Consider the following 24,721-nt stretch of genomic DNA (forward strand, 5'->3'; position numbering starts at 1 on the left):
CACTTAAGGATGTCCATAGATAAAAGAAGAAAAGACTTTGATAAACCTGCTGTTGATGAGGAGTTAATCATGAACATCATGAGTGGTAATAAGTCTTCTACTGTACCCGAAGCTAATCAGCAAAAAGAAATACTAAAGGAACCAAAACCAAAAGAAAAAGTCCGCACTGCTTCTTCGAAGAAGGTGGATTATGAGGAGATATTTATGGTCAATCGGTTTCCTTCAGGTCGTAATGGAAAGGTTGTTTACATACGTCCCGAATATCACGAAAGGTTAATCCGCATTGTGCAATTAACGAGGGAAGAAAAGACAACACTGTACTCATATATTGACAACATCCTTGAACATCACTTTAAGGAGTTTGGGGATGATATTACTGATTATTTCAACGAACGTTTTAAACCCATTTTATAAGCTATGGAAAATGTAATTGTGATATGCCTGCTGATAATCATTGTCCTGCTTTTGCAGGACAAGATTGTCATTAAGAAAAGGTCGGAGCAACAGCAGCCGAAACAGGAAAAAGTTAACCCAAACCTGCCGGATATTATGGGTCAGCCCAAGCCTGTAAGAAGCCTTTCAATTCCAAACAATGCCACTGAGAGCCAAATTGAGGAAACAGAGATAAATCCCTATAATTTAGACATTGAATACGACAAAAATGAAAACGTAGGTATTCAAATTCCGCAGGAAGAGCTGGACGAAGTTTTCAGTAATATGCCTGATTTTGAAGAGGAAGAAGAAGAATGGAACAGGTATGGAATATCCGCAGGTGATGACAGTCTTGCCCAAGGGGTTACCTATGATGAACTGAGCTCCGTAGGGGTGTTACTCCAAAAAGAAAAATTGGAGCAGGCCCAAAAAGAAACGGCAATTGTAATAGTTCAAAAAATACAGGGTACTGAATTATTCAGCCTGCTGGAAAATTCTATAGAGGGTGCTTCAAGAAAAATAGCCATGCTGTTGGACAGCAGTCTCTCTGAACCTGATTCCGGTTCTTCCACTTTGCGGAAAAATAATTTGGGGGAGTTTGATATTGGGGAGTTTGTTTGAAAGGGCAATACTCCCCTTTATTTTTTAATAAAAAACACAGAATATCATGGAAAGAGAGCTGCCAGTTATAAATATTGAAGGTACCGACTTTATTGTAGATGTATCCAAGCTTGAACTCAGGGAAATGGCTGACCCGACAAATATCATTGCATTTGAAAATATGCGTGATGTAGGAGATGGTTATACTTTTGACTACAGCCTGAAAAATAAAAATCTTCCATCTATGTTTGACCGTGAATATATAACAGTTAAGATTTCTGAATTTGTGGCACTTGATCCGCAAGGAATGGCTGCCCGATATAATTATGCACCAGAAGAGGTAAAGGGCAAATCTGATTTTGAGCTAATGGTAGATCAAAAAACTTTTGATCTGCGTGTAAACAAAGGAATATTGCCAACGGTAGATATTGCAGGACATACATTCTACGTTGATATCCGAATGGATATGCTACGACCAAAAGATGATTTCCTTTCTAAAGGTATTGTGCTCTCGAATATCGAAAACTACTACGATGAAGACAAAAGAACCTATACCATACCTTATAATCCTAACACCCACGAATTCCAGGAGCCCGACTATCAGAATATCAAGGAGCTTCCCAAAGATTTAATAGCTGTGCAGTTTCCCTCTGAAAGATTGCTTGACAGAATTGGATGGAACAGGCAACACGGATTTGAACTTACGCAAGGACTTGCAAAGCACGGTTTGAAATTAAAGTTTACGGCGAAGCCTATTCCGTGGAAAAAAACCTTTCTTCCTGATTTGATTGAAAGCAACCTCAAAACCGAAAAGAACCACCAAAAAGCCAACGAAAAACAGCTGCTTGCACAACCGGATATAAGCAAACCTAAAGGACGAAAAATGTAAGTCGGAACTCCGAGAACAGAACGCCAGACAGTAAAGAAGTCTGGCGTTTTTTTATGCTTAAACATCTGCAATAATGCCAAAGTTAGCCAAGTAATTCCACTGACTGCCATATTGTTATGGCGCCTTGATTTCCATAACATCTTTGTACTGAACGCCCGCAAAGTGCGGGAAATCAGAAACAATTAAAGTTTTTAATCATGGAAAAACAAACAAAAAAAATCCTGTTGGCAGCAGTGGCAATGCTGACAGGTTTCGGTGCGCTGGCACAGGGCAATGGTACGGCGGGTATCAATGAAGCCACGCAGATGGTAACCTCATATTTCGATCCCGCCACACAGCTAATTTATGCCATCGGAGCAGTGGTAGGCCTTATAGGAGGTGTGAAGGTGTATAACAAATTCAGCAGCGGAGATCCCGACACCAGTAAGACGGCAGCAAGCTGGTTCGGTGCCTGCATCTTCTTAATTGTTGCTGCAACCATCCTGCGCTCATTCTTCCTTTAATCCCACAGTCTTATGAGTAATTATAACATCAACAAGGGCATTGGGAGAACCGTAGAGTTTAAGGGGCTGAAAGCACAATACCTTTTCATTTTTGCAGGCGGACTGCTCGGGACCCTTATCCTGGTCATGATACTATACATGGCTGGGGTTAACTCCTTCATCTGCCTGTTTCTGGGAGCGGGCGGTGCTTCTCTTATCGTTTGGCAGACTTTCTCCCTAAATAAAAAGTACGGTGAGCACGGACTTATGAAAGTGGGCGCGAATAAAAGACATCCGCGGTACATCATCTGCCGCAAGCCTGTACATCGCTACTTAAGAATCACTACAAAACCCGATGCCTTATGAGAAACACAGCAAAGATAACAACGCTGGAAAATAAATTTCCACTCTTGGCAGTAGAGAACAACTGCATTCTGTCAAAAGATGCGGATATTACGGCCTGCTTTGAGGTGCGTTTGCCGGAACTCTTTACAGTTGCATCTGCGGAATATGAAGCCATTCATTCCGCCTGGCACAAGGCTATCAAGACTTTGCCTGATTTTACGGTAATCCACAAACAGGATTGGTATATCAAGGAAAACTATTCCCCTGATTTGGCAAAGGATGACCAGAGCTTTCTGGCTAAATCCTACCAGCGTCATTTTAATGAGCGTCCATTCCTGAACCATTACTGCTACCTGTTCCTGACCAAGACGAGCAAGGAGCGTATGCGCATGCAGAGCAATTTCTCTTCGCTATGCAAAGGTTCGCTTATACCAAAGGAAATCAGGGACAAGGAAGCGATTCATCGTTTTATGGAAGCCGTCGCACAGTTTGAGCGTATCATTAACGACAGCGGACTTATCAAGCTGAACCGCCTGAGTGAAGAAGACATTGTGGGTACAGATGAAAAGCAGGGACTGCTGGAGCAATACCTGACGCTTTCGAGGGAAGCCGCGACACCGATGCAGGATATCGTACTGGGCGCTGAAGAGGTTCGTATCGGAAACAAAAGGCTGTGCCTGCATACTTTGTCCGATACTGATGACCTGCCCGGAACCGTCTCGGCAGATACCCGTTATGAAAAACTTTCTACAGACCGAAGCGACTGCAGGCTGTCATTTGCTGCACCCATTGGACTGCTTCTGAGCTGCAATCATATTTACAACCAATACCTGTTTTTGGATAACAGCGAAGAGAGCCTTCAGAAGTTTGAAAAATCAGCGAGAAATATGCACTCTTTGGCTCGTTACAGCCGTGCCAACCAGATCAACAAAGAGTGGATAGAAAAATACCTGAACGAAGCACATTCATTCGGTCTTTCTTCTATTAGGGCACACTTCAACATTATGGCATGGTCGGATGATCCGGCAGAACTGAAACAGCTAAAAAATGATAGCGGGAGTGCACTGGCGCTAATGGAATGCAAGCCACGACACAATACCACCGATGTGGCTACGCTGTATTGGGCTGGAATGCCTGGAAATGCAGGTGATTTTCCAAGCGAGGAAAGCTTTTATACCTTCATTGAACCTGCCTTGTGCTTCTTCACGGAAGAAACGAATTACCACAATTCGCCTTCACCGTTCGGTATCAAAATGGCAGACAGGCTCACTGGCAAACCCATCCATCTGGATATTTCTGATTTGCCGATGAAGCGCGGGATTATCACCAACCGGAACAAATTTATTTTGGGTCCGTCGGGAAGCGGCAAGTCTTTTTTTACTAACCATATGGTAAGGCAATATTACGAGCAGGGCGCACACGTACTGCTGGTCGATACAGGTAATTCCTATCAGGGATTATGTGAGCTAATAAAAGGCAAAACCAAAGGAGAAGACGGGGTATATTTTACCTATACAGAGGACAATCCAATTGCCTTTAACCCTTTCTACACAGATGATGGCGTATTTGACATTGAAAAAAGGGAAAGTGTCAAAACGCTCATTCTTACCCTTTGGAAACGGGATGACGAGCCGCCAACCCGTTCTGAAGAAGTAGCATTGTCCAATGCGGTGAGCGGTTACATAGAACGTATCAAGTGCGATGATGTATATCCGTCTTTCAATGGTTTTTATGAATATGTTCAGGGTGATTACCGCCAGGTACTTCAGGAAAAACAGGTTAGAGAAAAAGATTTTGATATTGCCAATTTCCTCAATGTCCTGGAACCTTATTACAAAGGCGGAGAGTATGATTACCTGCTCAATTCCGATAAGCAGTTAGACCTGCTTTCCAAGCGATTCATCGTTTTTGAGATTGATGCCATCAAAGACCACAAAATTCTTTTTCCCATCGTGACCATCATCATTATGGAGGTCTTTATAAATAAGATGAGAAGGCTCAAAGGTATCCGCAAGCTCATCCTCATTGAAGAGGCCTGGAAAGCCATTGCCAAGGAAGGAATGGCGGAATACATAAAGTATCTTTTTAAGACGGTTAGGAAATTCTTTGGCGAGGCAATAGTCGTTACGCAGGAAGTGGATGATATCATCCAATCTCCTATTGTAAAAGAAAGTATTATCAACAACTCCGACTGCAAAATCCTGCTGGACCAGCGCAAGTACATGAACAAGTTCGATGACATTCAGGCGATGCTCGGTCTAACCGATAAGGAAAAGGCACAGGTACTTTCTATCAATATGAATAATGATGCTTCCCGCCTTTACAAGGAAGTATGGATAGGCCTCGGTGGTACGGATTCAGCAGTATATGCTACAGAAGTGAGCCTTGAGGAGTACCTCGCCTATACCACTGAAGAAACAGAAAAAATGGAAGTGATGCAGCTCGCATCAGAATTGGACGGCAATGTGGAACTCGCCATTAAGCATATTGCTATGCAGAGGCGCGAGAAAGCAAATCAGTAATAATAATTAACAATTTAAATTTAAGAAAAATGAAAAAACAAATGTTCATGGTGTATGCAGCAATTATGCTTGCCGCAGCGCCCTCAGTAAAAGCCCAGTGGGTGGTTACAGATCCTACGAACCTGGCTTCAGGTATCCTCAACAGCGCTAATGAAATCGTACAGACTTCATCTACGGTATCCAATGTTGTTAAAAATTTCAAGGAGGTGGAGAAAGTGTATAATCAGGGAAAAGAGTATTACGACAAACTCAAAGCCGTAAGCAACCTTGTGAAAGATGCCCGTAAAGTGCAGCAGACCGTGCTTTTCGTTGGGGACGTATCGGAGATGTATGTTACCAATTTCGGTAAAATGATGAACGATCCCAATTTTACACCGCAGGAACTTGCGGCTATTGGAAACGGTTATTCAGCTCTGCTCAATGAGAGTACCGAACTTCTGAAGGAACTCAAGCAGATAGTAACCGCATCGAATCTTTCTCTAAATGACAAAGAGCGCATGGATGTTATCGACCGCGTTTATAAAGAAGTCAAAGAGTATCACAGTCTTGTCCGCTACTATACCAGCAAGAATATTTCTGTCAGCTACCTGAGAGCAAAAAAGAAAAATGACGCTAAGCGTGTACTTGAGCTCTATGGGACTTCCAACCAAAAATACTGGTAAAGGATGGAATGGAATAATCTTCACGAAGTCCTGCGTTCACTCTACGATGACATGATGCCGCTTGCAGGTGATATGGCAGCGGTAGCTAAAGGTCTGGCCGGACTGGGCGCGCTGTTCTATGTAGCATTAAAGGTCTGGCAGGCTTTAAGCCGTGCCGAACCTATAGATATGTTTCCACTCCTGCGGCCTTTTGCCTTGGGATTATGTATCATGTTTTTTCCCACGATCGTCCTTGGAACCGTTAATGCGGTGCTAAGTCCTATAGTTACAGGAACGTATGCTATACTCGAAGACCAGGTGCTTGACCTGAACAAACTACAGCAGCAGAAAGACCAATTGGAATACGAAGCAATGGTACGAAATCCAGAAACTGCCTATATGGTTTCGGATGAAGAGTTCGACAAGAAGCTGGATGAACTCGGTTGGTCGCCCTCAGACATCGGGACAATGGCAGGTATGTACATGGATCGTCAGGAGTATAAGATTGAGAAAGCGATGAAAGAATGGTTCCGTAATCTTTTGGAAGTACTGTTTCAGGCGGCGGCATTAGTAATCGATACCATCAGGACATTTTTTCTTATCGTCCTTTCCATACTTGGCCCGATTGCCTTTGCTATTTCTGTGTGGGATGGTTTTCAGTCTACGCTTAATCAGTGGTTCACACGATATATAAGTGTCTACCTCTGGCTTCCTGTAGCGGACCTCTTTAGCTCGATGCTTGCTAGGATTCAATCACTGATACTGGAACGTGACATCGAAATGCTGTCTGATCCGACATTCATTCCCGACACTTCAAATACCGTGTATATCATATTTATGATTATCGGAATCGTGGGTTACTTCACTATTCCAACAGTAACAGGCTGGATTATCCAGGCCGGCGGAGCTGGGAACTTTACACGCAATGTCAACCAGACAGCGATGAAAGCAGGAAATGTTACCGGAGCGGGAGCCGGTTCAGCAGCAGGAAATATTGGCGGCAGGCTGATGAGCAAATAAAACAACTAATTATTTAAGAAAATGGAATTTAAAACGCTAAGAAATATCGAAAACAGTTTCAGACAGATAAGATTGTATGCTATTGTGTTTGCCATGCTCTGCACAGCCATTGCAGGATATGCCGTATGGAGATCTTACAGTTTCGCTGAACAGCAGAGACAAAAAATATATGTGCTGGACAATGGCAAATCACTCATGCTGGCACTCGCTCAGGACGCGTCTATAAACCGTCCTGTGGAAGCAAGGGAACACGTAAGGCGCTTCCATGAACTATTCTTTACACTCGCTCCGGATAAAAATGCTATTGAGAGCAACATGAAAAGGGCATTTAATCTTGCCGATAAAAGTGCTTTTGATTATTACAAAGACCTCTCGGAAAAAGGATATTACAACCGTATCATATCGGGAAATGTACAGCAGCGTATCGAAATTGACAGCGTAGCCTGCAATTTTGAGAATTATCCGTATGCCGTGCGCACCTATGCCAAACAGTTTATCATCCGTTCGAGCAATATGACAAAACGTAACCTTGTGACCTCCTGTTTTCTGGTTAACTCCGTCCGCTCGGACAATAACCCGCAGGGCTTCAATATCGAAAAATTTTCCGTGGTGGAAAATAAGGACATAGAAGTCATTGAACGCTAAAAAATTAAGGGATATGAAACTTTTACTTGATTTAGATGCATTCGCACGAACCCTGACAGATAAGGGATATGACGGTTATTTCCACACTGAGAGCAGTTGTCCAGGCAAACTAAAGGATAGTCTTAGTGGGTTTTTGGAGACTTGGGAAAATGGTACTGATGCTCCATTATCAGCAAATTATCTCCGCTTATCTACCTATCTCGAATGGAATGGCGAAGACAGGCCAAAGGTTGAGTGCAATATGCGGGTAAGATACGAGAACGGGAAATTCGATTTAGAGGATACAGAAATGTATTTAAAAAGAACAGACCGTTACGGGCATTTAATGAAGGAATCTAAACTGACAAACCTTACAGCAAGTTCGGTTCCGACAATAAAGGAGGCTATTGCCCAGGTGTCAGAAAAACCTAAAGAAGAGATTGCTCCGCGAAAAAGAGGGTTTAGAATGTGATAACCCATAATCTTTAAAGTATGAAAACAATAAGAATAAATATTGACAAGTGGTTTGACAAGCAGGATAAAAGCTGGCGGGCCTTATCCTTAGACAGACAGCGAAGATATACGCTCTGCCTTTTTTTAGTGTACCTGCTGCTTACCGCCGTGGTTATTTTAAAAGTGTGGTACGACACGGCAAAATCTGATAACAGGATGGTCATCGAGCATATTGACAACCCTGTGCGTAAAAAAGAAAGTCCTGCCTCCCAATTGGATATATTATCAACAAATTAAAAGAAAAGACTTATGAAAGAAAATGAAAAAAGGGTCAGCGTTCTGGTTGAAGAAGCTGACCAATCCAGAGCATCCAATCTGCCCGATGATAAAAGGAGCAGCAAAGAACAGCTTAAAAAACCGGTAATATTCATACTTATGGGAATCGTTTTTCTCGGATGTATGTACCTGATATTTAAACCGTCTTCAGACAAGAAGGAAATCGACAATATCGGGCTTAACGATGCCGTCCCACAGGCCAGCGAAGCCGGGATGCAGGCTGACAAACAAAAAGCATATGAGCAGGAAATGCTGGAACAGAAAGACCAGGAAAAACGTAATGCCCTGACCACGCTGTCCGATTACTGGAATGAGGACAGTTCATCTAAAGACAATAAGGATACACTCACTGACCAGGAAGATCAAAGCATGGGTTACGGTAATAATTCGAGAAAATCAGGTAATCCGGCATTAAACAGTTACCGCAATTCTCAAAGTGCGCTAGGCTCCTTTTATAAGGATGACAATAATGAAACGCAAGAACTCCGCAGACAGCTTGATGAGCTGAAAGAAAAGCTGGCTGATAAAGACGTTCCCAAAAGCGTGACAGTAGATGACCAGCTGGCACTCATGGAAAAGTCCTATCAGATGGCTGCAAAATATCTTCCGACAGGCACAAATAATGGTGAAGCTTCCCCCAACAAAGGCAGTACAGCTTCTGCCAGTACGCAAAAGGAATATTTTGTGGCATTCGCCCCTGCAGGAAAAAAAGCCGTTTCGGCTTTGTACAGAGAGCCTTCAGATAGTACTTTTTTAGCGGATTGGAACGCAAATAAAAACAGGAATTTTTATACTCCGGGATCTGTACAGCAGATTGCACAACCCAAAAACAGTGTGAAAGCCTGCATACAGGAAACGCAGACTATTATTGGTGAAAGCGGCGTGCGCCTGCGTTTATTGGAACCTGCCCAAACACCTAACCGCACCATCCCGCAGGGAACGCTCTTAACGGCAATCGCTAAATTCCAGGGTGGTCGCCTGCAGTTGAAAGTTACTTCCATAGAACTCGATGGTAATATTATCCCTGTAGACATAACCATTTATGACCTTGACGGCCAGCAGGGTTTGTACGTCCCGTATTCTCCTGAAATGAATGCCCTTACTGAGATGGCCGGTAATATGAGCCAGACTTCAGGAACGAGCCTGATGCTGACCCAATCAGCAGGACAGCAGGTTGCGGCAGATTTGAGCAGAGGTGTTGTACAGGGCATTTCAGGCTATTTCTCCAAAAAAGTAAAAACGCCAAAAGTTACCCTGAAAGCTGGCTATCAGGTATTTCTTGTCTCTAAAAAATAATAGAAAACTAAAATAAATTAACGATGAAAAATTATTTAAAAACCTTTTGGGCAGCTGCCCTTATGATCGGCTTGGCCGCTACCTCTTTTGGGCAGGAAACTGCAAAAACATCGCTTGCCTTGGGCAGGATAGAATCGTACGAAATGCAGGTTACCTACGACAAGACTTCTCACCTGATTTTCCCAAGCGCAATACGTTACGTGGATCTGGGAAGTGAGTACATAATTGCAGGAAAAGCAGAAGACGCAGAAAATGTGCTTCGCGTAAAAGCCTCGGTAAAGGACTTTGAGCCTGAAACTAATTTTTCGGTGATTACCGACGACGGCCTTTTTTACAGCTTCAACGCCTATTATAGTGCCTGCCCATCTATATTGAGTTACAACCTTCTGGCAATGCAAAAGGTGGTGGATAGATCCGCCGGACAAGATGTGCTATTTGAAGAGCTGGGGAACAACTCGCCATCCCTGGCAGGTTTGATACTGGAAACGATCTATAAAAAGGACAAACGTTTTGTAAAACATATTGGGGCAAAAAGTTTCGGTATTCAGTTTATTCTCAAAGGAATTTACATCCACAACGGTAAATACTATTTCCATACGGAACTGGATAATCGCACGAATGTTCCTTTCCAGATTGAATTTATGAATTTCAAGGTGGTAGATAAGAAAATAGCCAAACGCACCGTGATACAGGAAAGACCGATGGTACCGCTTCGCAGTTATAAGTCACTGGGTGTGATTGGCGGTAAAGAAGTCGGACAAAACGTATTCCTTTTGGACCAGTTTACCATCGCCGATGATAAGGTATTGCTGATTGAGATTTTTGAGAAGAACGGTGGAAGGCATCAGACGCTTCAGGTGGAAAATTCGGATTTGATAAAAGCCCGATTAATTAGCGACATGCATCTGAAGTTTTAGTAATCCATTAAGTAATAGAAAATGAAAAAGTATATCTATACAGTAATGCTCGTTTTGATGAGTATCACAATTGCACAGGCACAACGTATGCTGCCTAAACAAAAGGGACTGGAAGTAAATGCAGGTGTATTATCCAATGACAAAATCGGCAATGATTATTACATTAATATGACTATGACCGTAAATGGTAAAAACGGGAATTATCAGCTTTGGGCTTTAGAGTATGCACACCAATATTATCAATATAAAGACCTCCGAATTCCGCAGGAGACCTATACCGCAGAAGGCGGCTACAGTTTCTTCCTGCTGGGTGATGCCCGTAAGAACATTACATTCAATGCAGCCGTAACAGGTGTAGTTGGGTATGAAAGTATCAATCGAGGCGAAGAGCTTTTATTTGACGGGGCGAAAATAATAAGTGAAGACAATTTCATTTACGGTGCTGGCGGACGGCTGTCTTTTGAAACATACCTGTCCGATCATTTTGTATTAGTCCTGCAAGGGCGTACAAAAGTTTTGTGGGGTACTGACCTGAAGCAGTTCCGCCCATCCGCAGGTGTGGGATTAAGATTTAATTTTTAAAACGAAAACGATGACAGCATTTTTTAATAAGTTGAGAATAGGATTAATGCCGGTATTGCTGGCAGTCCTGATAAGTTCTGCCACACTCTTATCCTGCAATAAGGAAGAACTGGAAATACAGCATGAGTTCCCATTTGAGGTAAATGTCATGCCCGTACCCAAGGACGTTGCTAATGGAGATACCGTAGAAATAAGGTTAACAATAGAGCCTACAGGTAATTACACGGGCACGCACTATTTTATTCGCTATTTTCAATTCGACGGACAGGGCACATTACGTTATTACAATGAACCGCCCTACCAGCCAAATGATTTATATTCGATACCAACGGAGCAGTTCAGACTATATTACACTTCAAACTCCACCGTTTCCCAGTCTTTTGAAGTGTGGATTTCAGATAACTTTGGAAATGAAAAACAATTGAGTTTTGAATTTAACAGTAGCGATTAACAGTACGATATTAGTTTAATATAAACAGTAAAATTTCGATTTTTTTAAGCACAACCCGGAGATCATCTTCGGGTTGTTTTATTGTCAGTTATTAACGGATTCTGTTAAAGAAACATTGGATAACTTCACAAACGTTACTATCTTTGGACAAAATATAGAAAACTCATTTAGTGTTTTTGCTTAGGGCTCGGTAACTGAAAACTGGTAATTTTTAAAGACCGCGAGACAAATAAGTAAGGACGCTCATGCCATTGGCGTGGGCGCTCGCTTATTCGTGGTCGGGTATACCAGTGCCTCAGTTCCGATAAGTGTAGTGGTCTGCGCCATATTTTTTATAGAACGGCGATTACGGCTACTTAACTAAGCAGGAACATATTTTCAGTTATCGACAAGTAATTTATAAAGACCTTTTATTTTTACTCTGAAGTATTAATAAAATCTTTAATCAGTGCATATAGGACGAAAGTCCTATGACGACAAATTATCGGTCTTTATTTTCTATAATTTGTTCAACATTAAATAAGGAATAATGGAAAAAGAGAATCAGATTACGATTGCCTTAATTGATGACCATCAAGGTCTTAGAATATCCCTTCAAAATTTTTTGGAATATAGTAATTTTAAAGTGGTGCTTCAGGCTGCTAACGGTCAGGAAGCAATCGAGGGTTTGCAGATGCAGGAAGTACTGCCAGACATTTGTATTCTTGATATCAGCATGCCTGTTATGGATGGTTACCAGACAGCCAAGCAGATGGCAGAAAGATACCCAGAGATCAAGATATTGGTTTTCAGCAGTCTTGACAATAAGAAAAGTATAATCGAAATGCTTAGGCTTGGCGTTCGGGGCTACGTACTGAAAGGTTCTGCTCCTGAAAAACTAAAAAAAGCTGTAATCAAGCTGGATCAGGGAGAGTATTATTTCAGCGAGACAATAAGTAAAACTGCCTTAACCTACTTAGCAGGAAACAGCGATTTGGCTTAATTCAGGTGCACGCTACAAATTTAATGTGAGGCACTATATATACTTTGTGACGACACTTAACTACAATCTTACGAATGATGTTAACTAATACACTGATAGACCGTACCAATAGATTTTATATCGAAATGTCCAGAAAGGTACTTTCTGAAAAGGAATATGATATACTCCAGAAACTTTTGATAGATAAAATGACACTCAAGGAGTTGGGTGACAATTACGGGGTCACCGGCGAGAGTGTCCGTAGATTATATGAAAGGACATTTGAAAAAGTGAAGTGTGTAACTGAAATGCTTGACGATATAGACCACTATAAACAGAAACTAGAGCAGTTAAAAGAGGACTTTGAATACGAAACAGGGCGGATTAAAAAAAGAAGAAGTAAAGCTGAAACTGACCTGAATAAATTGCTATATGATACCCATTTTCCTTTCAGCAAGAGAATGTTCACTATAATCGAGGCTTTAGGGATTACTACCATAGGAGAACTTGCAAATATCCCCCTCAAGGATTTTCAGTGTTTCAGGGGATTTAAAGGGAAGTGTAAAAATGAACTGATCGCTTTTATTGAGTTTGAACACATTGAACATCTTTTTAAGGGTTTTTCTGTTTGGAAAACAGTCCCAGTTAAATAAGATAACAATTATAAAAAGCTGTTCGAATTGCGGCGTTCTTTTGCTTTTCTTTGGCCGCTTTTACGGAAAGAAAAGAAGTCCTCTAAAATAACAAAAGGGATACTGCATATCCCTTATAAAATTTTCGCAGCCTGTTTGATAAAATGGCGCATTGTGCATTTTTATTAAAATGACTGCACCGCTTAAACGCAAAAAGACTGTCCCGACCTTTTGGGAGGGAATGTCTTTTTGCCGCCCGATTTTGGATCAGGCGACTTTTAGGGGCTGTGACTGAAAATTTCCAAGATTAAGGAAAAATCCCCTGTACTCGGTCATGCCATAACGGAACAAACTCCACAACAGCGAACATCCCATTTGTGCCAAGGCAGAATTGATAAACAATTCTTGTTTTTCCAAGGCTTCTGCTAAGGAACAGCTTGGTGTGTCGTCCTGTTCTTCGGACTGTAGTAGCAATTCCCCAAATTCTTCGGTAACAAATGGCAGGCTTGCCACCGTTTCATACTTTTCAGAGTTGGGTTGCTTAATTTCTCCAATAGTGGATAATATGACCTGTCCTGTATGTTGGCTGTTGCCAAAGTCTAACCAATATTTAGGTGTATCTCTATGATTTCTACGGTTGCATAATTCTTTAAGTATTTCAGCAACGCCAAACCTCGCCTGTACATTGTCCACACAAGTAATATAGATAGTTGCCTCTGCATTTTGAGGCAGTCTTCCCAAACTATCTTTCTCAAATTTCACCGTTTCCGATTTCCAATAAGTTCCCATAAAACGATTTGCCCGATTAATAAGGGCAACGGATTTAAATAAGCCAACCTCGCACTCGGCAAAACGCTGTCTGCCCAAATTGGCAGTCGTGATAACATCGTCATCCCAAAGGCGAACGGATAACCCTGCGTGTCCAAGTTCAATTAAGCTGTGGTTCATTTCCATTAAGGCGGTCAGTACTTTTGAACCCGTGCCTCCTGCACCGATTACATTTACGGTGATAGGGTTGGTCGGATTTATGAGGTAGTTATCCGTAAAATGTATTTTTGTTTTCTCGGTATTCATGGCAATAGATTTTTAAGTGTTTTGTTGTTTTTTTTCAATACTTCTTTAGGAAAAGGTTTCCCCGTTTGGATAAGCTCTTTCCAAAGGTTTACACAATTGCCTTGTATCGGACTGTTGTTTCCCAGTAAATGGCTGAAGTAACTGTTGAAAAAGTAATCTTCCCAAGCAAGTGTAAATTCTTCTATCGAAGCGGAGTTTTTGATATTGATATTGACCGAACCCATACATACTTTCCCATCTTGATAGATGTTAAAAAATGGTGCGCAATACAAAGGTGTTTTCTCAGTTGGTCTTCTATCGCTTACAAGTGCATAAACCGCAAGGCTGTTTTTGTTGGCATACCAAATCATTGGTGGTACATACGCAACTCCGTTGGGTATATCCAAATTCTCCACAAAATACAGTTGTCGCTTTTGTGCTTTTGAGTGCCATAGTACTGCACCTTTCTCTTTATTAGGAGTGATATGCAGTATGTTCGTCCCCAAAATCCCATTGGATTTTAAAAAAGCTTGTTCCTTGTCCTTTTCTGTTACCAATGCCCTTGCCAATACTTTTGCTTCCCTCTCTGTGAGTGGGTGGGCATTAATAGGAGTGCCGTTATTGTCCATATCAAAATGCTCCACATATACATCGCTGTCCGCTCCTTTGGTTTCATAGAAAACGAGTGCAGATTTAGGATGGTACAACGTACCAAAGCTTTCTGTTATATCTATTGTATTTTTCATTTTCTTGTGGTTTTATAATTATAAAACAAATCGCATATATCGTCCAAAAGGGCAAATAATCTGTTCTCAAAATCAAGGGTGTTTTTCGTTACCGCTTTTGTGTCAAATCGTTTGCAGATGGTCGGTTCCTGCATTTCTGCGTATTCATTAAACTCGTTGTTGATGCTCTGGGCCAGGTTCTCGTATAGCCATCCTTTTGTGTGCGATATAAAAGAGATATACTTTTCCATACCAATCGTTTCATTGTCGTCGTCGTCATTATCAGGGTCTTGTTCCCGCATTGGCGCATTTCGGAAAATGCTTGCCTTGGGGTATTCTGTGTACAAGGCAAAGGCGTTGCACGCAATCTGCCAACATTCGTGGTCGAATACATCACTACTTTTAAAAGTGTTTAAACGCTGACCGAATACCTGTAAACTCATAGGGTTAAAAATCTTTTGCTCGATACAATCTCCAATGAATTCCGCTTTTTCAAACTCAAGCTTAGACGCTTCATTTTCGTCTGTTTCATCGTCCTGCTCCACCCATTCTTTGTGCATTTCATACATCCAATACAGGTAGCTTTCTTTCTGTCTGAAATAAGGAATATCAGCAATGTGGTATAGGTAAGAGCAAACAGAAATAAGCAGTTGGGCGTTTCTTTTGCGCTTGGGGTCGTGGAGCATCTGATAAAGCGGTTCAATCGGTATATAATACAGGGTTGTACCGGTGTTGTATTTTTCCTCACTGATGAAATAGGTTTGCTTACTGTCCTGCACCAAACGTATTTCCTGCCAATTCAGAACACTTTGCTTTAACTTTTCTTCAATATCCCTTATAGCCAACGCCATATTGTAAGGATAGTCAAATTGGTTGGTTTGCATAGGTTCAATATTATAATGCTCTGCAAGTAATGACAGCGACTTGTAAAAATCCTTGTGCATTTTTGCTGTTTCCATACAAGCCTGTAGCGTTTCAGTTTCTTTCAGTCTTGGCAGGAACGAAGTCTTTAGAAAACCATTGGCAACATTTCCACAGGTACTGACCTGCGTTTGTCTTTTTGAACTTCGCTCGCATCTTTGGGTTTTTGCATCCATTGGGCGAACTCGCTGAGCTGTTTGTACAACTGCCTTTGTCTTTTTTGTTCGGGTTGCTTGATTGTTCCCGATATGATATGTTTGTGCATAGTCCATTGTTTTAAATTTAGATTTAACCTTTAGTGCCCATTACGCTCTCAAATCGATATTCTACTGCATCATCCTTGATGACGGGTGCAGATACTTTGGCGGTTGTCAGAATGGGATACCTGTTGGCGTAAAAATTTAGTACTGCTTCCACGCTCCAGCGTGGTTCGGGATCGGTCAATATAATATCGTGTCCTTTATCTTTAAGTATAAACACCCTTTCCAATTGCGTTGCTAATAACATGATGATGAATTTTAAGTTATTACATTTAGTTTTCCTGTGCAGTTTCTGTTGGGTAATCGGCAGTTACTTGTTCCGATTTTGCGGGCTCAGGTTTTTCTTCCTCGATAGCTCCAAAAAGACTTGGCGCAGAAAACTTGTCGGATAGTTCTCTTTTGCGTTTTCGTATCTCGTCAGCCTTTTCAGGGAACTCTGTTATTTCGGGTACTTTTACCCACGCTTCACGGTGCTTTCCTTCTTTCTCAAGTTCATCCGCTTTTGCCATTGCGTCTTTGAACTTTTTGTCTTTGGCTTCCTGTTCTTTCTTCTGCCTGTCGGCTTTATCTTTTTCCATTGCCGACTGTTTTTTGGTTTCTTCCAACTGCTTCATAAAGCTTTCCATATCGACCATTAAGCCCGAAGCGGTTTGAATGGGTGTGGTTATCTTTTCGAAAAAACCGTTGTCAAGTTCTTCGGCTGTTCCCCGAAGATTAAGGGGCGGTATGATGTTCTTTGCGTTATCTCCGCATTGTTCGTTTTGGAGCATAACCGATACGATTAGGTTGTTTTCTGCTCCTTTTGCTATGGTGAGTTGCAAATCACCTGTAATCTGCAACTGTGCTACCTGATGGAAAAAATTTGCGTTCATCGTTCTAAAATTTTAATTGTCGTGTAATTGTTTTTTAGTGGCTCTGAGTTTCTCGTGCATATCTGCCCAATAGGTTTTCTGCCTTTTATCGAACTCGGAGAAACTTTTGTCCTTGTGGCGATATTCCTTATAGTGTCCTGCCATTTTAATGGCTTTTTTAAGGTTGCTCACCTCAATAGGGCAACCATTCAAATCTGTTATCTTCATCATTTTATCTGTTCAGTTTTCAGCGTTATAAACTCCGTTCTCATAATAGCCTGTAAGCTGTTCCCAATTCCTTAAAAGGCTATTGGTATCTATATAGAAATATTCGGTTCTATTGCAGTAAATGATATATATAGCTTCGTCTTTGTATTTCGTTTCAAGGCTTTGTGATTTAGCCATATTTTTAGCTTCGTCTATTGATTTTGCTTTCATATCAGTTATTTTATAGTAGACTACCACCGATTAAGGCGGTAGCCTTTGTTTATCTAATTAAAATTTAGGATTTCTGCACCATCTAAGGCAAAGCCTGTACACAAGTCAAATGCTTTTTGTGATTTGAGTTGAGCAGTACCGCCTAAAACAATGCTCTGCAACTTGGCTTCATCGTCTTTGTAATTGCGGACATTCTGATAGTAGCCCGTAACAGCGTTATATGCGCCGAATAATGTGCCTTTAGTCGTATCCATCTGCTGTGTGTCGCTTGTCATAGCATACGCAAAGGCATCGTCTACCATATTTCTGAACAGCGTGGAAACTTCATCCTCTGCACCTTTTTTTAGTAAATCGAAAGTTTCTTTATTTGGACAAAGTGCCAATTGGATTACCTTTCTCACTTCCTTGTCTGTTACCTTTACTTTCGCCCATTCATTGAAAATATTCTCTAACTGGATGCTCAGGGTGTTCGCCAATCCCATAATTTTGTGGGCGTTCTCAATACGCTGTTTTGCTCCCGATGTGTGTTTGATACGCACTACATTTGTCATACTTCGCAACGAAGCATTAAGGGTGTTTTGGCATACGATACGAATAGGCGTAAAAGCGGCTGTGATACTTCCGCTACCATCGTGCGAAGTGGTCAGGAAAATGTATTTTTCGGTTACATCATCACCATTGCCTACACGGATATAGTCAGGTAGTTTGGCTGTGATAAATATGCGTTCCCCATTCCCCAGCGCTCCCGCGGTTTCATATAGTATTCCCTCTCCACCGCCTACAATCGCATCAAAAAAGTTAAATGCTTCACGGTTCTGCACGATATGATAGTCTTTGCCTACCACCCCCAATATTGCATTGTTATCGGTGCGGATATTAGCAAAGTAGTTAGGAACTTCCAATTCGTTACTGCCAATCTCGATACTGTCGGCAGTTTGAATGATACCCGTACCTTTGCTAAATAGCGGACTTTTAACGACTTCGTAATCTAACCCTGCAAATTTTATAGCTTCCTCGCTTGTTGGGTATTGCTCTACAATTTGCCCTAGTCCGTGCCACGCTTTTTCCTTTACGCTAAAGAATGAATAACGTCCTGTTTCGCTGTTAAAATTGATATTATGTGCCATGATTTTTAAATTTTAAATTGTTTGAATTATTTAGGTGCTCGTTGTTAAAATGGCAGGTCGTCCTTTGTATCGTCATTGTTGTTTCCTGTGGGAGCCTGTAGCGCTTCGGCTTTTTTACCGCCCCCGTGCAGTTTGATTTGCGAGGTGTTGAAGTTCAGTCCTGCGTGCGCCTGTCCGTCACTGCCTGTCCACGCTCTTGCGCTCACTTTCCCTGTCAGTTCTACCACCGTACCTTTAGTGAGTATCTGCGCTACTTTTGGACTAAGCCAATAGGCGCAGTCGAAATACGTTGTCTGCTCTATTCGTTCGCCCGCCTTGTTCTTGTAGCTGTCGTTGATGGCTACCGAAAAGTTTACTACTGTTTTGCTGTTCGACACGTTGCGTACCTGCGCATCCGCTGTCACTCTTCCTGTGATGTTCATAATTCCTGCGATTTTTAGTGATTAATTTTTTTTTGAAATTTTATTCGGCAATGAGAGGAGGTGCTGTTTTGTTTCATCAAATCCATTTTTAATATTTTACTTTTCATTGCTGACATTTTTTTTATTCGTCTAAAGAGCCGGAGTATGCTATGTTTCGTTTCGGGAGCATAAAAAGGTTAGTGTTTAGCAATAGCAAGGCTTTGCCAAAAAATACAACCCGGATGGGTGGAGATTTTTTGGAAAACCTGAAGGGCCTGGGCTTGCTATTGCGTTAAGGACACGGAAATACCTTTGCTGCTGAAATGAGACAAAAGCATACTGGTTATTGAATATAAAAATGAAGGGGAAGTAATGAAAGACAAGAAATGAATGTAAGATCAGAACAACTGCCTCTATGCGGAAGTTTTTAAAAATGAAATCTTTTTTGATGAAATTGGCGGTTTGGTTCTAACTCCAAAAAAAAGTTAGGAAACGTCTTGAAGCTGATCGGGTAAGACCATTTGTGATTTTGGTGTTACTCAAAAAGAACTCCCATCGCAAGGTGAGAGTTAAAGGCGTTCAAATATATTTTTTCAAATTGAATACTATAATGCGGTTTTACTTTCCATTCTCAATAAGAATAATTTTAAAATACAAACACACAGTTAGCATCCATGTGGCTATAAATCAGCACAATAAATTTGGTTAATTAAAATTTTATTTTTAATATTGCATATGCTTGTTGGCAAGCTTGCTCGTTCGTGCAAAGATTTCATCAGCCAATAGTTTAATAATGCTAACCTACCTGCTTATTATCCAAATAAAGATTACGAACGCAAATATTCGGGATAATTAAGTCGGTACTAAAGGAATGTATTATGAAAACTATTGAGTACTTCAAACTCCAGGCAAAAAATCTGCACAAAGATTTTAAAACACAAAAACCTTATTTTGATTCTTCGTTAGGCGACAACCTCTTTGAGTATTCGCCAAAATTTTTCGATGTTGACGCGCTGGTCACTGACTTCGACATCGATGAAAACCATTTCACACTAATGAACGCCCAGCATATCATTGCGAAATTGGTGGGATTTGAAAAATGGACAGAAATGCTTAAGGCTTCTCCGCCGGCATTGGAATTAGCCAAACTGCTTTTAGACAATATGCACAAAATCAGGACTGAAGATTGGGGATATTACATCCTGGATGTTGAAAACCAAAACAGTATAACATTAGATGACGAGGACAAACTCGAAATTTTCAAAGCAGTTTTTGCTGATGTAGATGGCCACCAAAGTGATGGCTACGACTACCGTCTGGCTAAAAGAGAGAAACCATCAATTGAAAATCAAAAAATTAAACAAATGGAAAAGAAATCTACAGTTAAAATTACCACCCTGCCATTGGCCGGAAAAGATCTTAAGGAATTCATTGAGGTGGCAAACAAGAAATTCGAGGATACGCTGCAAAGTATCGAGCATGAACATCCTGAACTAGTTCGTAAATTATGGAACCCTGAACAATATATTGAAGAAGTTATAAAGCCAGATATGTTACCCATCGATCGGGACTACGCACTTTCGTTGGTTGAGGCTTTCTTAATCCATAAAGTTATTGAATTAGCCACCGAAGTTGATGAGGAGGGCTTAATCGTTAATTAATTTCACACAAAAGGCTCTAATCTTGCAGCAAATGGTTAGAGTTTTGTACTATAAGGGCACAATGAATGTTGAAAGGAGGCTTTGCCTCTTTTTTCATAAAAACATATTCAAGATTGCCTATTTATCAAGAAATTAAACGTGTTCAATTTCAAGAATTAAATCAAAATCATTTCTATTTCAAGTTGTTGGCATAAAAGTCAAGGCGAGGAACTTAGATCAAGTCGGTGTTGAAAGCCATAGAAAGAATGGAAAGGAAAAATTATTATAATTCGAAAAACAAATGGGGAAAATAGGACGAAATGACTTTTGCCATTGCGGAAGTGGAATAAAATATAAGTACTGTCATTTAAACAAAAAATCAGATCTCGGTCAACCAACGAAGGAAACAAAACAAATGGATTTCGCTGAACTTGTGCAAAAAAAAAATCCACTACAAATTTTAGGACTACTCGCTGTATTGCAACTAGAGCCCGAAAATCATGGTAAAAATTACAGGTTTGAGCAGATGGCAAGGGAAATCCTTCTTCAAGTAAAAGAAAATGACACTAGACCTATCGCCACTTGGGGTGCTTTGCAAGTAGCAATAGCAAATTATACAGAAGGAATAGCAAATGAAAATGCTCCAAATTGCGCTTTTACTGAAAATGCAGTCTTTGAAGAAGGAAACTATACTGTCTATCCTGGAATACATGATGGCTACACCAGAATTCTGAATGAGCTCACAGAGTGCATTTTTCTTCAGAGGAACGAACTAGATAAAGAATTTATCAAGGAAATCAGGGATGCGGTGGGCCTACTATTACTAATGAGCCAAAACGTAGCTAATGATGCTGGGCATATTCCTTATCAATACGAAAAAAGTGCACAAAAAAACATCAAATTACCTCAGCATGATAAAGCTTCTGAACTAATTCAAGCCATGTATTTTTCTAAAGAATATATATCTAAAATTTGTGAGCTTCATCAATATGATATAAAAACCATCGACGCCTTTATTTTAGTTCCGCGAAGTTCCGAACTTAATGATGACAATCCTGACAATAATGTTGTGAATATTAAACCTCTGATTGAGGTAGATGATTCTATTCTTTTGTATATGCCAACAGCGATTGTGCACACACTTGTTCAATTCATATTTGCAACTGCGAAAAAACATGATTGTTATGAAGAACTATTAAACTTGTTATATGCACGTCAATTTAACATCACCTGCAGAGCTTTATCAGTGAAGGGCTGGCTAGCAACGGATATTACTTTACAAGAAACAAATCTTGCTATTAGGGAGGCTGTATTTCAATTTGACAATCAAAAACTGGCATATGTCTGTTACATTGAACGTTCTGAGGCGTACAATTTAAGTTCTATTGACCAAAGATCTAAAGAGGTAGTTGCGTATTTAAAATCACTTAATACTAACCAGAACTTTGATATCTTTTGCCTTTATGTTACGGCTGAAACTTCAGAAGAATTCAGTTTCTTATCAGGTCAATCTCAATCTGACTATCAATCGCTAGCAACTCGCTATAGCGAACTTAATACCATCTTAACTGATAAAGATACCAATGTATTATCATTGTGGAAGTTTGCCAAATGCTACAATTGGACCAGCCAGCAATTGGAAATCTTTACGCTGGGTGGAATTTTGGATATCTATGCAGTATATAAAGCGAATAATAATAGTTTACTGGATTCTGATAAAATAAATCCTTTTAGAGGAATGCTGACTATTGTGAACGGAGGGGCTGCCGACTTTGCAATGGATGTGGAGAAACAGCAGAATGTGCATGCAGTTCCTATATTTGTTAACGGTCAATTTGGTTATGCAAAAGTATCCAGATACCGAGACTATGTGCCAATTTACATAGAAAGGGAAATAAGTAAAAATTTCCGTATAGTTATAGAAGGCTATAAAATGCCAATATGGATTACCAATACCCAAACCAGGGCATATGAAGAAAGCTGGGCGACTGATACTTGCGAAGCTGTGGCTTTTTGGTTGTATAAAATGCATAATCTGCTTGATCCGTATTTATCCGATCTCAATCTTGTGCAGTTTGAAATTGAAATTGTGGCAGACAGTAGAATAGCAAGCGGTCAAGATTTCGAAATCAAACTTGTAAGCAGTGAAAGCATAAAACTTACTCATGAGATCGTACATCCGGTTTTAAAAATTGGAATACCATTTGAATTCATGTATAGCCTTACATTGCCAGATAATACCTCTGATAGAATTTTAATGCGCTCGGTTTTACATGGCATGGTTCTTTATATACAAGCTGCAGGTAAAAGTACACGCCTTAGCCCAGAAATAATTGAGCAAATCATTGAAGAAACTCTGAGACCTTCGCAGGCAAAAATGCTACTGTTCAGTGATGTGTCGCAAAATGTTAGAATGGATGACAGACGACTTCCAAGACTTCGTTATCTAGACGATGCAGATATTTCTCATATATTAGATAACCTAAAGGGTTATCTTCCTGAAGGATATGAGATTCCTGAAACTATATCAGATATTGCGTCAAAAATAAAGCTTTGTGACGATATAGTTACCGGTCTGATTGCCCAAATAACTTCAAAGCTGGCAGTATTTGATGGAAAGGCCTTGCTCAGATGGCTCATACCCTTTAACGAAAGATGTGTCCAGATAAAAGAATTCCGGGAAATTTTGCTCCCTGCCAAAATTGCTTGCTTCAGCGATGAGGAAAATGAAGGAAAAAGGTTGAGAAGCAAAGGAAAAAATCTAGTAACAACAGCTCATTCAATCAGGACACTCATAGAATTTGTGGCATTAAAAATTCCACATGGTAATAAATGGGCCAACCTGGACGACACTGATGAATTATTGGCGCTGGCAAATCAGATTACGCAATGGGGATCGCTTAGTGAAGCAATACGCACTAAGATCGACAATCCGAAAATGGGTTTATTACCTTCTGGGCGCATCGGTTCAGAAAAAACAATGGAACGAGAAGCCTTTACTCCTTATGCAATTGCAAAGAATGAAAGTGAGATATTCCGGTTTATTGAAGATTTCGATACAAACTATGTAAATGAAAGAAAGTCTGGACCTGCAATCGAAACTGAAGATTCGAAGGCGCTAGATCTTGCGTTTAGCATGGAATTTGGAATTTCGCTTACCAGCCTATCAAAAATTATTGGTGCATTGGTAAAGGAAGGCTTTTCTAAAGGCGATCCTTGCATAATTCTGGAAGAACGACAATGCATTGAAATATTAGAAAAAATTGATAATATAACCGCTGGCGAAATTACCACCGCTCTTGTCCTTCTTTCTTTATTAGAAAGAGACAATATAGGTACTCCTCCAGTAGGATATACCGGACAGGATATTTTTCCATGGAGATACAACCGTTCTATTTCTTATTTACGAAGACCCTTGGTCAAAGTAAGGGAAGAAAATTTAATCTTTTATTATTATGGCTACCGCCATCTTGCACAGTTTGCAGATAATTTGCTTTACTTGCTATATACTAGCAAGCTTCCAAATCCGAAAACTCCATTAATGAAATCATGGCTGGCTGGCATTTCAGGAGAAAAAGGAAGTCCCTTCAGAAAGCAGGTCAAGGAATGGTTTGAAAAAGAGACCACATTTGAGGTGGTTTCCTATGAGATTAAAATGGACAAAGATGTTTCTGATCTTCATCTTAAAACTGATAAACCCTATGGAGATATAGATCTTCTGGTAATTGACCATACAAAAAAAGTCGTATATCCTATAGAATGCAAGAATATAACAGGAGGAAGAAATGTTCATGAAATGAAAGTTGAAATGGACGATTATCTTGGAAGGGATGGCAATGACAAAAAAGCCAAGATGAGAAAGCATAATGATCGCCACAAATGGCTACTGCAAAATAAATCTTCATTGGTGAAGTTTGTGCCAGATATAGATAGCTATGATATTAAATCTTTAATACTGACTGCAGACGAAATACCTCTTTCATACATATCAAAGAATAGCCTGCCATTGCCTGTAAAATCATTTGTCTTTCTTAGAAAAAAAGGAATAACCTATTTAGAGGAATAGCACCATAATTTCATCAGAAACAGGAATCGCAAAAACAAGCCCAAATTACCATGATG

28 protein-coding genes are annotated in these 24,721 nt (G+C 40.4%); 19 read left to right on the top strand and 9 right to left on the bottom strand.

The features are described 5' to 3' along the window. Positions 1-9: 9 nt before the first annotated feature. The 17 genes from H600_RS0100550 to H600_RS0100625 all read left to right on the top strand — a co-directional run bounded on the left by H600_RS0100550 (position 10) and on the right by H600_RS0100625 (position 13,204). Complete coding sequence (locus H600_RS0100550) at positions 10-414, top strand: DUF3408 domain-containing protein (RefSeq protein WP_026726958.1); 405 nt, start codon at positions 10-12, stop codon at positions 412-414. Between the two features lie 3 nt (positions 415-417). Further along, on the top strand, positions 418-1,053 hold the full coding sequence (locus tag H600_RS0100555) for a hypothetical protein (RefSeq protein WP_026726959.1): 636 nt from the start codon (positions 418-420) through the stop codon (positions 1,051-1,053). Between the two features lie 124 nt (positions 1,054-1,177). Beyond that, complete coding sequence (locus H600_RS0100560; protein ID WP_157509859.1) at positions 1,178-1,921, top strand: hypothetical protein; 744 nt, start codon at positions 1,178-1,180, stop codon at positions 1,919-1,921. A 197-nt stretch (positions 1,922-2,118) separates the two neighbouring features. Continuing rightward, a complete protein-coding gene (locus H600_RS0100565; protein ID WP_026726961.1) occupies positions 2,119-2,424 on the top strand; it encodes a DUF4134 domain-containing protein in 306 nt (101 codons plus the stop codon). Between the two features lie 12 nt (positions 2,425-2,436). After that, the gene (locus H600_RS0100570) at positions 2,437-2,769 is read left to right on the top strand and encodes a DUF4133 domain-containing protein (protein WP_026726962.1); all 333 of its coding nucleotides are present in this window, start codon (positions 2,437-2,439) and stop codon (positions 2,767-2,769) included. After that, complete coding sequence (locus tag H600_RS0100575) at positions 2,766-5,270, top strand: TraG family conjugative transposon ATPase (protein WP_026726963.1); 2,505 nt, start codon at positions 2,766-2,768, stop codon at positions 5,268-5,270. Before H600_RS0100570 ends, H600_RS0100575 begins: the two co-directional genes overlap by 4 nt. 29 nt (positions 5,271-5,299) lie before the next feature. Further along, entirely contained in the window at positions 5,300-5,932 is a 633-nt protein-coding gene (locus H600_RS0100580) for a DUF4141 domain-containing protein (protein WP_026726964.1), read from the top strand. Positions 5,933-5,935: 3 nt separating this feature from the next. Beyond that, entirely contained in the window at positions 5,936-6,931 is a 996-nt protein-coding gene (gene traJ, locus H600_RS0100585) for a conjugative transposon protein TraJ (RefSeq protein WP_026726965.1), read from the top strand. A 21-nt stretch (positions 6,932-6,952) separates the two neighbouring features. After that, entirely contained in the window at positions 6,953-7,576 is a 624-nt protein-coding gene (traK, locus tag H600_RS0100590) for a conjugative transposon protein TraK (protein WP_026726966.1), read from the top strand. Between the two features lie 13 nt (positions 7,577-7,589). Then, on the top strand, positions 7,590-8,027 hold the full coding sequence (locus tag H600_RS0100595) for a hypothetical protein (RefSeq protein WP_026726967.1): 438 nt from the start codon (positions 7,590-7,592) through the stop codon (positions 8,025-8,027). 20 nt (positions 8,028-8,047) lie between these two features. Further along, a complete protein-coding gene (locus H600_RS22645; protein ID WP_084157328.1) occupies positions 8,048-8,305 on the top strand; it encodes a nitrogen regulatory IIA protein in 258 nt (85 codons plus the stop codon). A 12-nt stretch (positions 8,306-8,317) separates the two neighbouring features. Then, on the top strand, positions 8,318-9,640 hold the full coding sequence (gene traM / locus H600_RS0100600) for a conjugative transposon protein TraM (RefSeq protein ID WP_026726968.1): 1,323 nt from the start codon (positions 8,318-8,320) through the stop codon (positions 9,638-9,640). Positions 9,641-9,663: 23 nt separating this feature from the next. After that, the gene (gene traN, locus H600_RS0100605; protein ID WP_026726969.1) at positions 9,664-10,557 is read left to right on the top strand and encodes a conjugative transposon protein TraN; all 894 of its coding nucleotides are present in this window, start codon (positions 9,664-9,666) and stop codon (positions 10,555-10,557) included. Between the two features lie 21 nt (positions 10,558-10,578). Beyond that, positions 10,579-11,139: a conjugal transfer protein TraO gene (locus H600_RS0100610; protein WP_026726970.1), complete on the top strand. Its 561-nt coding sequence runs from the start codon at positions 10,579-10,581 to the stop codon at positions 11,137-11,139. A 10-nt stretch (positions 11,140-11,149) separates the two neighbouring features. Next, complete coding sequence (locus H600_RS0100615; protein ID WP_026726971.1) at positions 11,150-11,590, top strand: DUF3872 domain-containing protein; 441 nt, start codon at positions 11,150-11,152, stop codon at positions 11,588-11,590. A 529-nt stretch (positions 11,591-12,119) separates the two neighbouring features. Then, on the top strand, positions 12,120-12,572 hold the full coding sequence (locus H600_RS21725; protein WP_051234341.1) for a response regulator: 453 nt from the start codon (positions 12,120-12,122) through the stop codon (positions 12,570-12,572). Between the two features lie 125 nt (positions 12,573-12,697). Next, positions 12,698-13,204 (top strand): sigma factor-like helix-turn-helix DNA-binding protein, encoded by a 507-nt coding sequence (locus H600_RS0100625; RefSeq protein ID WP_167330288.1) that lies wholly within the window; start codon positions 12,698-12,700, stop codon positions 13,202-13,204. Positions 13,205-13,450: 246 nt separating this feature from the next. Here the strand turns inward: H600_RS0100625 and H600_RS0100630 are convergent, their stop codons facing one another. The 9 genes from H600_RS0100630 to H600_RS0100670 are packed head-to-tail and all read right to left on the bottom strand — an operon-like array spanning position 13,451 to position 18,980. After that, positions 13,451-14,257, bottom strand: coding sequence for a PRTRC system ThiF family protein (locus H600_RS0100630; protein ID WP_026726973.1), 807 nt, complete (start codon positions 14,255-14,257; stop codon positions 13,451-13,453). Next, positions 14,254-14,982: a PRTRC system protein B gene (locus H600_RS0100635; protein ID WP_026726974.1), complete on the bottom strand. Its 729-nt coding sequence runs from the start codon at positions 14,980-14,982 to the stop codon at positions 14,254-14,256. The genes H600_RS0100630 and H600_RS0100635 overlap by 4 nt, the downstream gene beginning before the upstream one ends. After that, complete coding sequence (locus H600_RS0100640) at positions 14,979-16,154, bottom strand: hypothetical protein (RefSeq protein WP_026726975.1); 1,176 nt, start codon at positions 16,152-16,154, stop codon at positions 14,979-14,981. Before H600_RS0100640 ends, H600_RS0100635 begins: the two co-directional genes overlap by 4 nt. A gap of 16 nt (positions 16,155-16,170) precedes the next feature. Next, positions 16,171-16,389: a PRTRC system protein C gene (locus tag H600_RS0100645; protein WP_026726976.1), complete on the bottom strand. Its 219-nt coding sequence runs from the start codon at positions 16,387-16,389 to the stop codon at positions 16,171-16,173. A 25-nt stretch (positions 16,390-16,414) separates the two neighbouring features. Continuing rightward, complete coding sequence (locus H600_RS0100650; RefSeq protein ID WP_026726977.1) at positions 16,415-17,014, bottom strand: PRTRC system protein E; 600 nt, start codon at positions 17,012-17,014, stop codon at positions 16,415-16,417. A gap of 12 nt (positions 17,015-17,026) precedes the next feature. After that, positions 17,027-17,224, bottom strand: a complete 198-nt coding sequence (locus H600_RS0100655; protein ID WP_245176521.1) for a hypothetical protein — start codon at positions 17,222-17,224, stop codon at positions 17,027-17,029. Positions 17,225-17,233: 9 nt separating this feature from the next. After that, the gene (locus H600_RS0100660) at positions 17,234-17,431 is read right to left on the bottom strand and encodes a hypothetical protein (protein ID WP_026726979.1); all 198 of its coding nucleotides are present in this window, start codon (positions 17,429-17,431) and stop codon (positions 17,234-17,236) included. Between the two features lie 53 nt (positions 17,432-17,484). After that, entirely contained in the window at positions 17,485-18,558 is a 1,074-nt protein-coding gene (locus H600_RS0100665) for a DUF932 domain-containing protein (RefSeq protein ID WP_026726980.1), read from the bottom strand. Positions 18,559-18,602: 44 nt separating this feature from the next. Then, the gene (locus H600_RS0100670) at positions 18,603-18,980 is read right to left on the bottom strand and encodes a single-stranded DNA-binding protein (protein ID WP_026726981.1); all 378 of its coding nucleotides are present in this window, start codon (positions 18,978-18,980) and stop codon (positions 18,603-18,605) included. Positions 18,981-19,837: 857 nt separating this feature from the next. Here H600_RS0100670 and H600_RS23080 point away from each other — a divergent pair. After that, positions 19,838-20,620, top strand: a complete 783-nt coding sequence (locus H600_RS23080; RefSeq protein ID WP_026726982.1) for a hypothetical protein — start codon at positions 19,838-19,840, stop codon at positions 20,618-20,620. A 280-nt stretch (positions 20,621-20,900) separates the two neighbouring features. After that, the gene (locus H600_RS0100685) at positions 20,901-24,665 is read left to right on the top strand and encodes an SEC-C metal-binding domain-containing protein (RefSeq protein WP_026726983.1); all 3,765 of its coding nucleotides are present in this window, start codon (positions 20,901-20,903) and stop codon (positions 24,663-24,665) included. Positions 24,666-24,721 lie beyond the last annotated feature (56 nt).

Origin of the sequence: Flavobacterium denitrificans DSM 15936 (assembly GCF_000425445.1) — a bacterium.
Taxonomy (GTDB): Bacteria; Bacteroidota; Bacteroidia; order Flavobacteriales; family Flavobacteriaceae; genus Flavobacterium; species Flavobacterium denitrificans.

Excerpts from the sequence above, each read along its gene's own strand:
- H600_RS0100660 (WP_026726979.1), bottom strand. The coding sequence starts at position 17,431 with ATGAAAGCAAAATCAATAGACGAAGCTAAAAATATGGCTAAATCACAA.
- H600_RS0100630 (WP_026726973.1), bottom strand. The coding sequence starts at position 14,257 with ATGAATACCGAGAAAACAAAAATACATTTTACGGATAACTACCTCATA.
- H600_RS22645 (WP_084157328.1), top strand. The coding sequence starts at position 8,048 with ATGAAAACAATAAGAATAAATATTGACAAGTGGTTTGACAAGCAGGAT.
- H600_RS0100635 (WP_026726974.1), bottom strand. The coding sequence starts at position 14,982 with ATGAAAAATACAATAGATATAACAGAAAGCTTTGGTACGTTGTACCAT.
- H600_RS23080 (WP_026726982.1), top strand. The coding sequence starts at position 19,838 with ATGAAAACTATTGAGTACTTCAAACTCCAGGCAAAAAATCTGCACAAA.
- H600_RS0100595 (WP_026726967.1), top strand. The coding sequence starts at position 7,590 with ATGAAACTTTTACTTGATTTAGATGCATTCGCACGAACCCTGACAGAT.
- H600_RS21725 (WP_051234341.1), top strand. The coding sequence starts at position 12,120 with ATGGAAAAAGAGAATCAGATTACGATTGCCTTAATTGATGACCATCAA.
- H600_RS0100560 (WP_157509859.1), top strand. The coding sequence starts at position 1,178 with ATGGCTGACCCGACAAATATCATTGCATTTGAAAATATGCGTGATGTA.
- traN (WP_026726969.1), top strand. The coding sequence starts at position 9,664 with ATGAAAAATTATTTAAAAACCTTTTGGGCAGCTGCCCTTATGATCGGC.
- H600_RS0100570 (WP_026726962.1), top strand. The coding sequence starts at position 2,437 with ATGAGTAATTATAACATCAACAAGGGCATTGGGAGAACCGTAGAGTTT.
- H600_RS0100655 (WP_245176521.1), bottom strand. The coding sequence starts at position 17,224 with ATGATGAAGATAACAGATTTGAATGGTTGCCCTATTGAGGTGAGCAAC.
- H600_RS0100650 (WP_026726977.1), bottom strand. The coding sequence starts at position 17,014 with ATGAACGCAAATTTTTTCCATCAGGTAGCACAGTTGCAGATTACAGGT.
- H600_RS0100640 (WP_026726975.1), bottom strand. The coding sequence starts at position 16,154 with ATGGACTATGCACAAACATATCATATCGGGAACAATCAAGCAACCCGA.
- H600_RS0100550 (WP_026726958.1), top strand. The coding sequence starts at position 10 with ATGTCCATAGATAAAAGAAGAAAAGACTTTGATAAACCTGCTGTTGAT.
- traJ (WP_026726965.1), top strand. The coding sequence starts at position 5,936 with ATGGAATGGAATAATCTTCACGAAGTCCTGCGTTCACTCTACGATGAC.
- H600_RS0100575 (WP_026726963.1), top strand. The coding sequence starts at position 2,766 with ATGAGAAACACAGCAAAGATAACAACGCTGGAAAATAAATTTCCACTC.
- H600_RS0100685 (WP_026726983.1), top strand. The coding sequence starts at position 20,901 with ATGGGGAAAATAGGACGAAATGACTTTTGCCATTGCGGAAGTGGAATA.
- H600_RS0100665 (WP_026726980.1), bottom strand. The coding sequence starts at position 18,558 with ATGGCACATAATATCAATTTTAACAGCGAAACAGGACGTTATTCATTC.
- traK (WP_026726966.1), top strand. The coding sequence starts at position 6,953 with ATGGAATTTAAAACGCTAAGAAATATCGAAAACAGTTTCAGACAGATA.
- H600_RS0100625 (WP_167330288.1), top strand. The coding sequence starts at position 12,698 with ATGTCCAGAAAGGTACTTTCTGAAAAGGAATATGATATACTCCAGAAA.
- H600_RS0100610 (WP_026726970.1), top strand. The coding sequence starts at position 10,579 with ATGAAAAAGTATATCTATACAGTAATGCTCGTTTTGATGAGTATCACA.
- H600_RS0100580 (WP_026726964.1), top strand. The coding sequence starts at position 5,300 with ATGAAAAAACAAATGTTCATGGTGTATGCAGCAATTATGCTTGCCGCA.
- H600_RS0100565 (WP_026726961.1), top strand. The coding sequence starts at position 2,119 with ATGGAAAAACAAACAAAAAAAATCCTGTTGGCAGCAGTGGCAATGCTG.
- H600_RS0100645 (WP_026726976.1), bottom strand. The coding sequence starts at position 16,389 with ATGTTATTAGCAACGCAATTGGAAAGGGTGTTTATACTTAAAGATAAA.
- H600_RS0100670 (WP_026726981.1), bottom strand. The coding sequence starts at position 18,980 with ATGAACATCACAGGAAGAGTGACAGCGGATGCGCAGGTACGCAACGTG.
- traM (WP_026726968.1), top strand. The coding sequence starts at position 8,318 with ATGAAAGAAAATGAAAAAAGGGTCAGCGTTCTGGTTGAAGAAGCTGAC.
- H600_RS0100555 (WP_026726959.1), top strand. The coding sequence starts at position 418 with ATGGAAAATGTAATTGTGATATGCCTGCTGATAATCATTGTCCTGCTT.
- H600_RS0100615 (WP_026726971.1), top strand. The coding sequence starts at position 11,150 with ATGACAGCATTTTTTAATAAGTTGAGAATAGGATTAATGCCGGTATTG.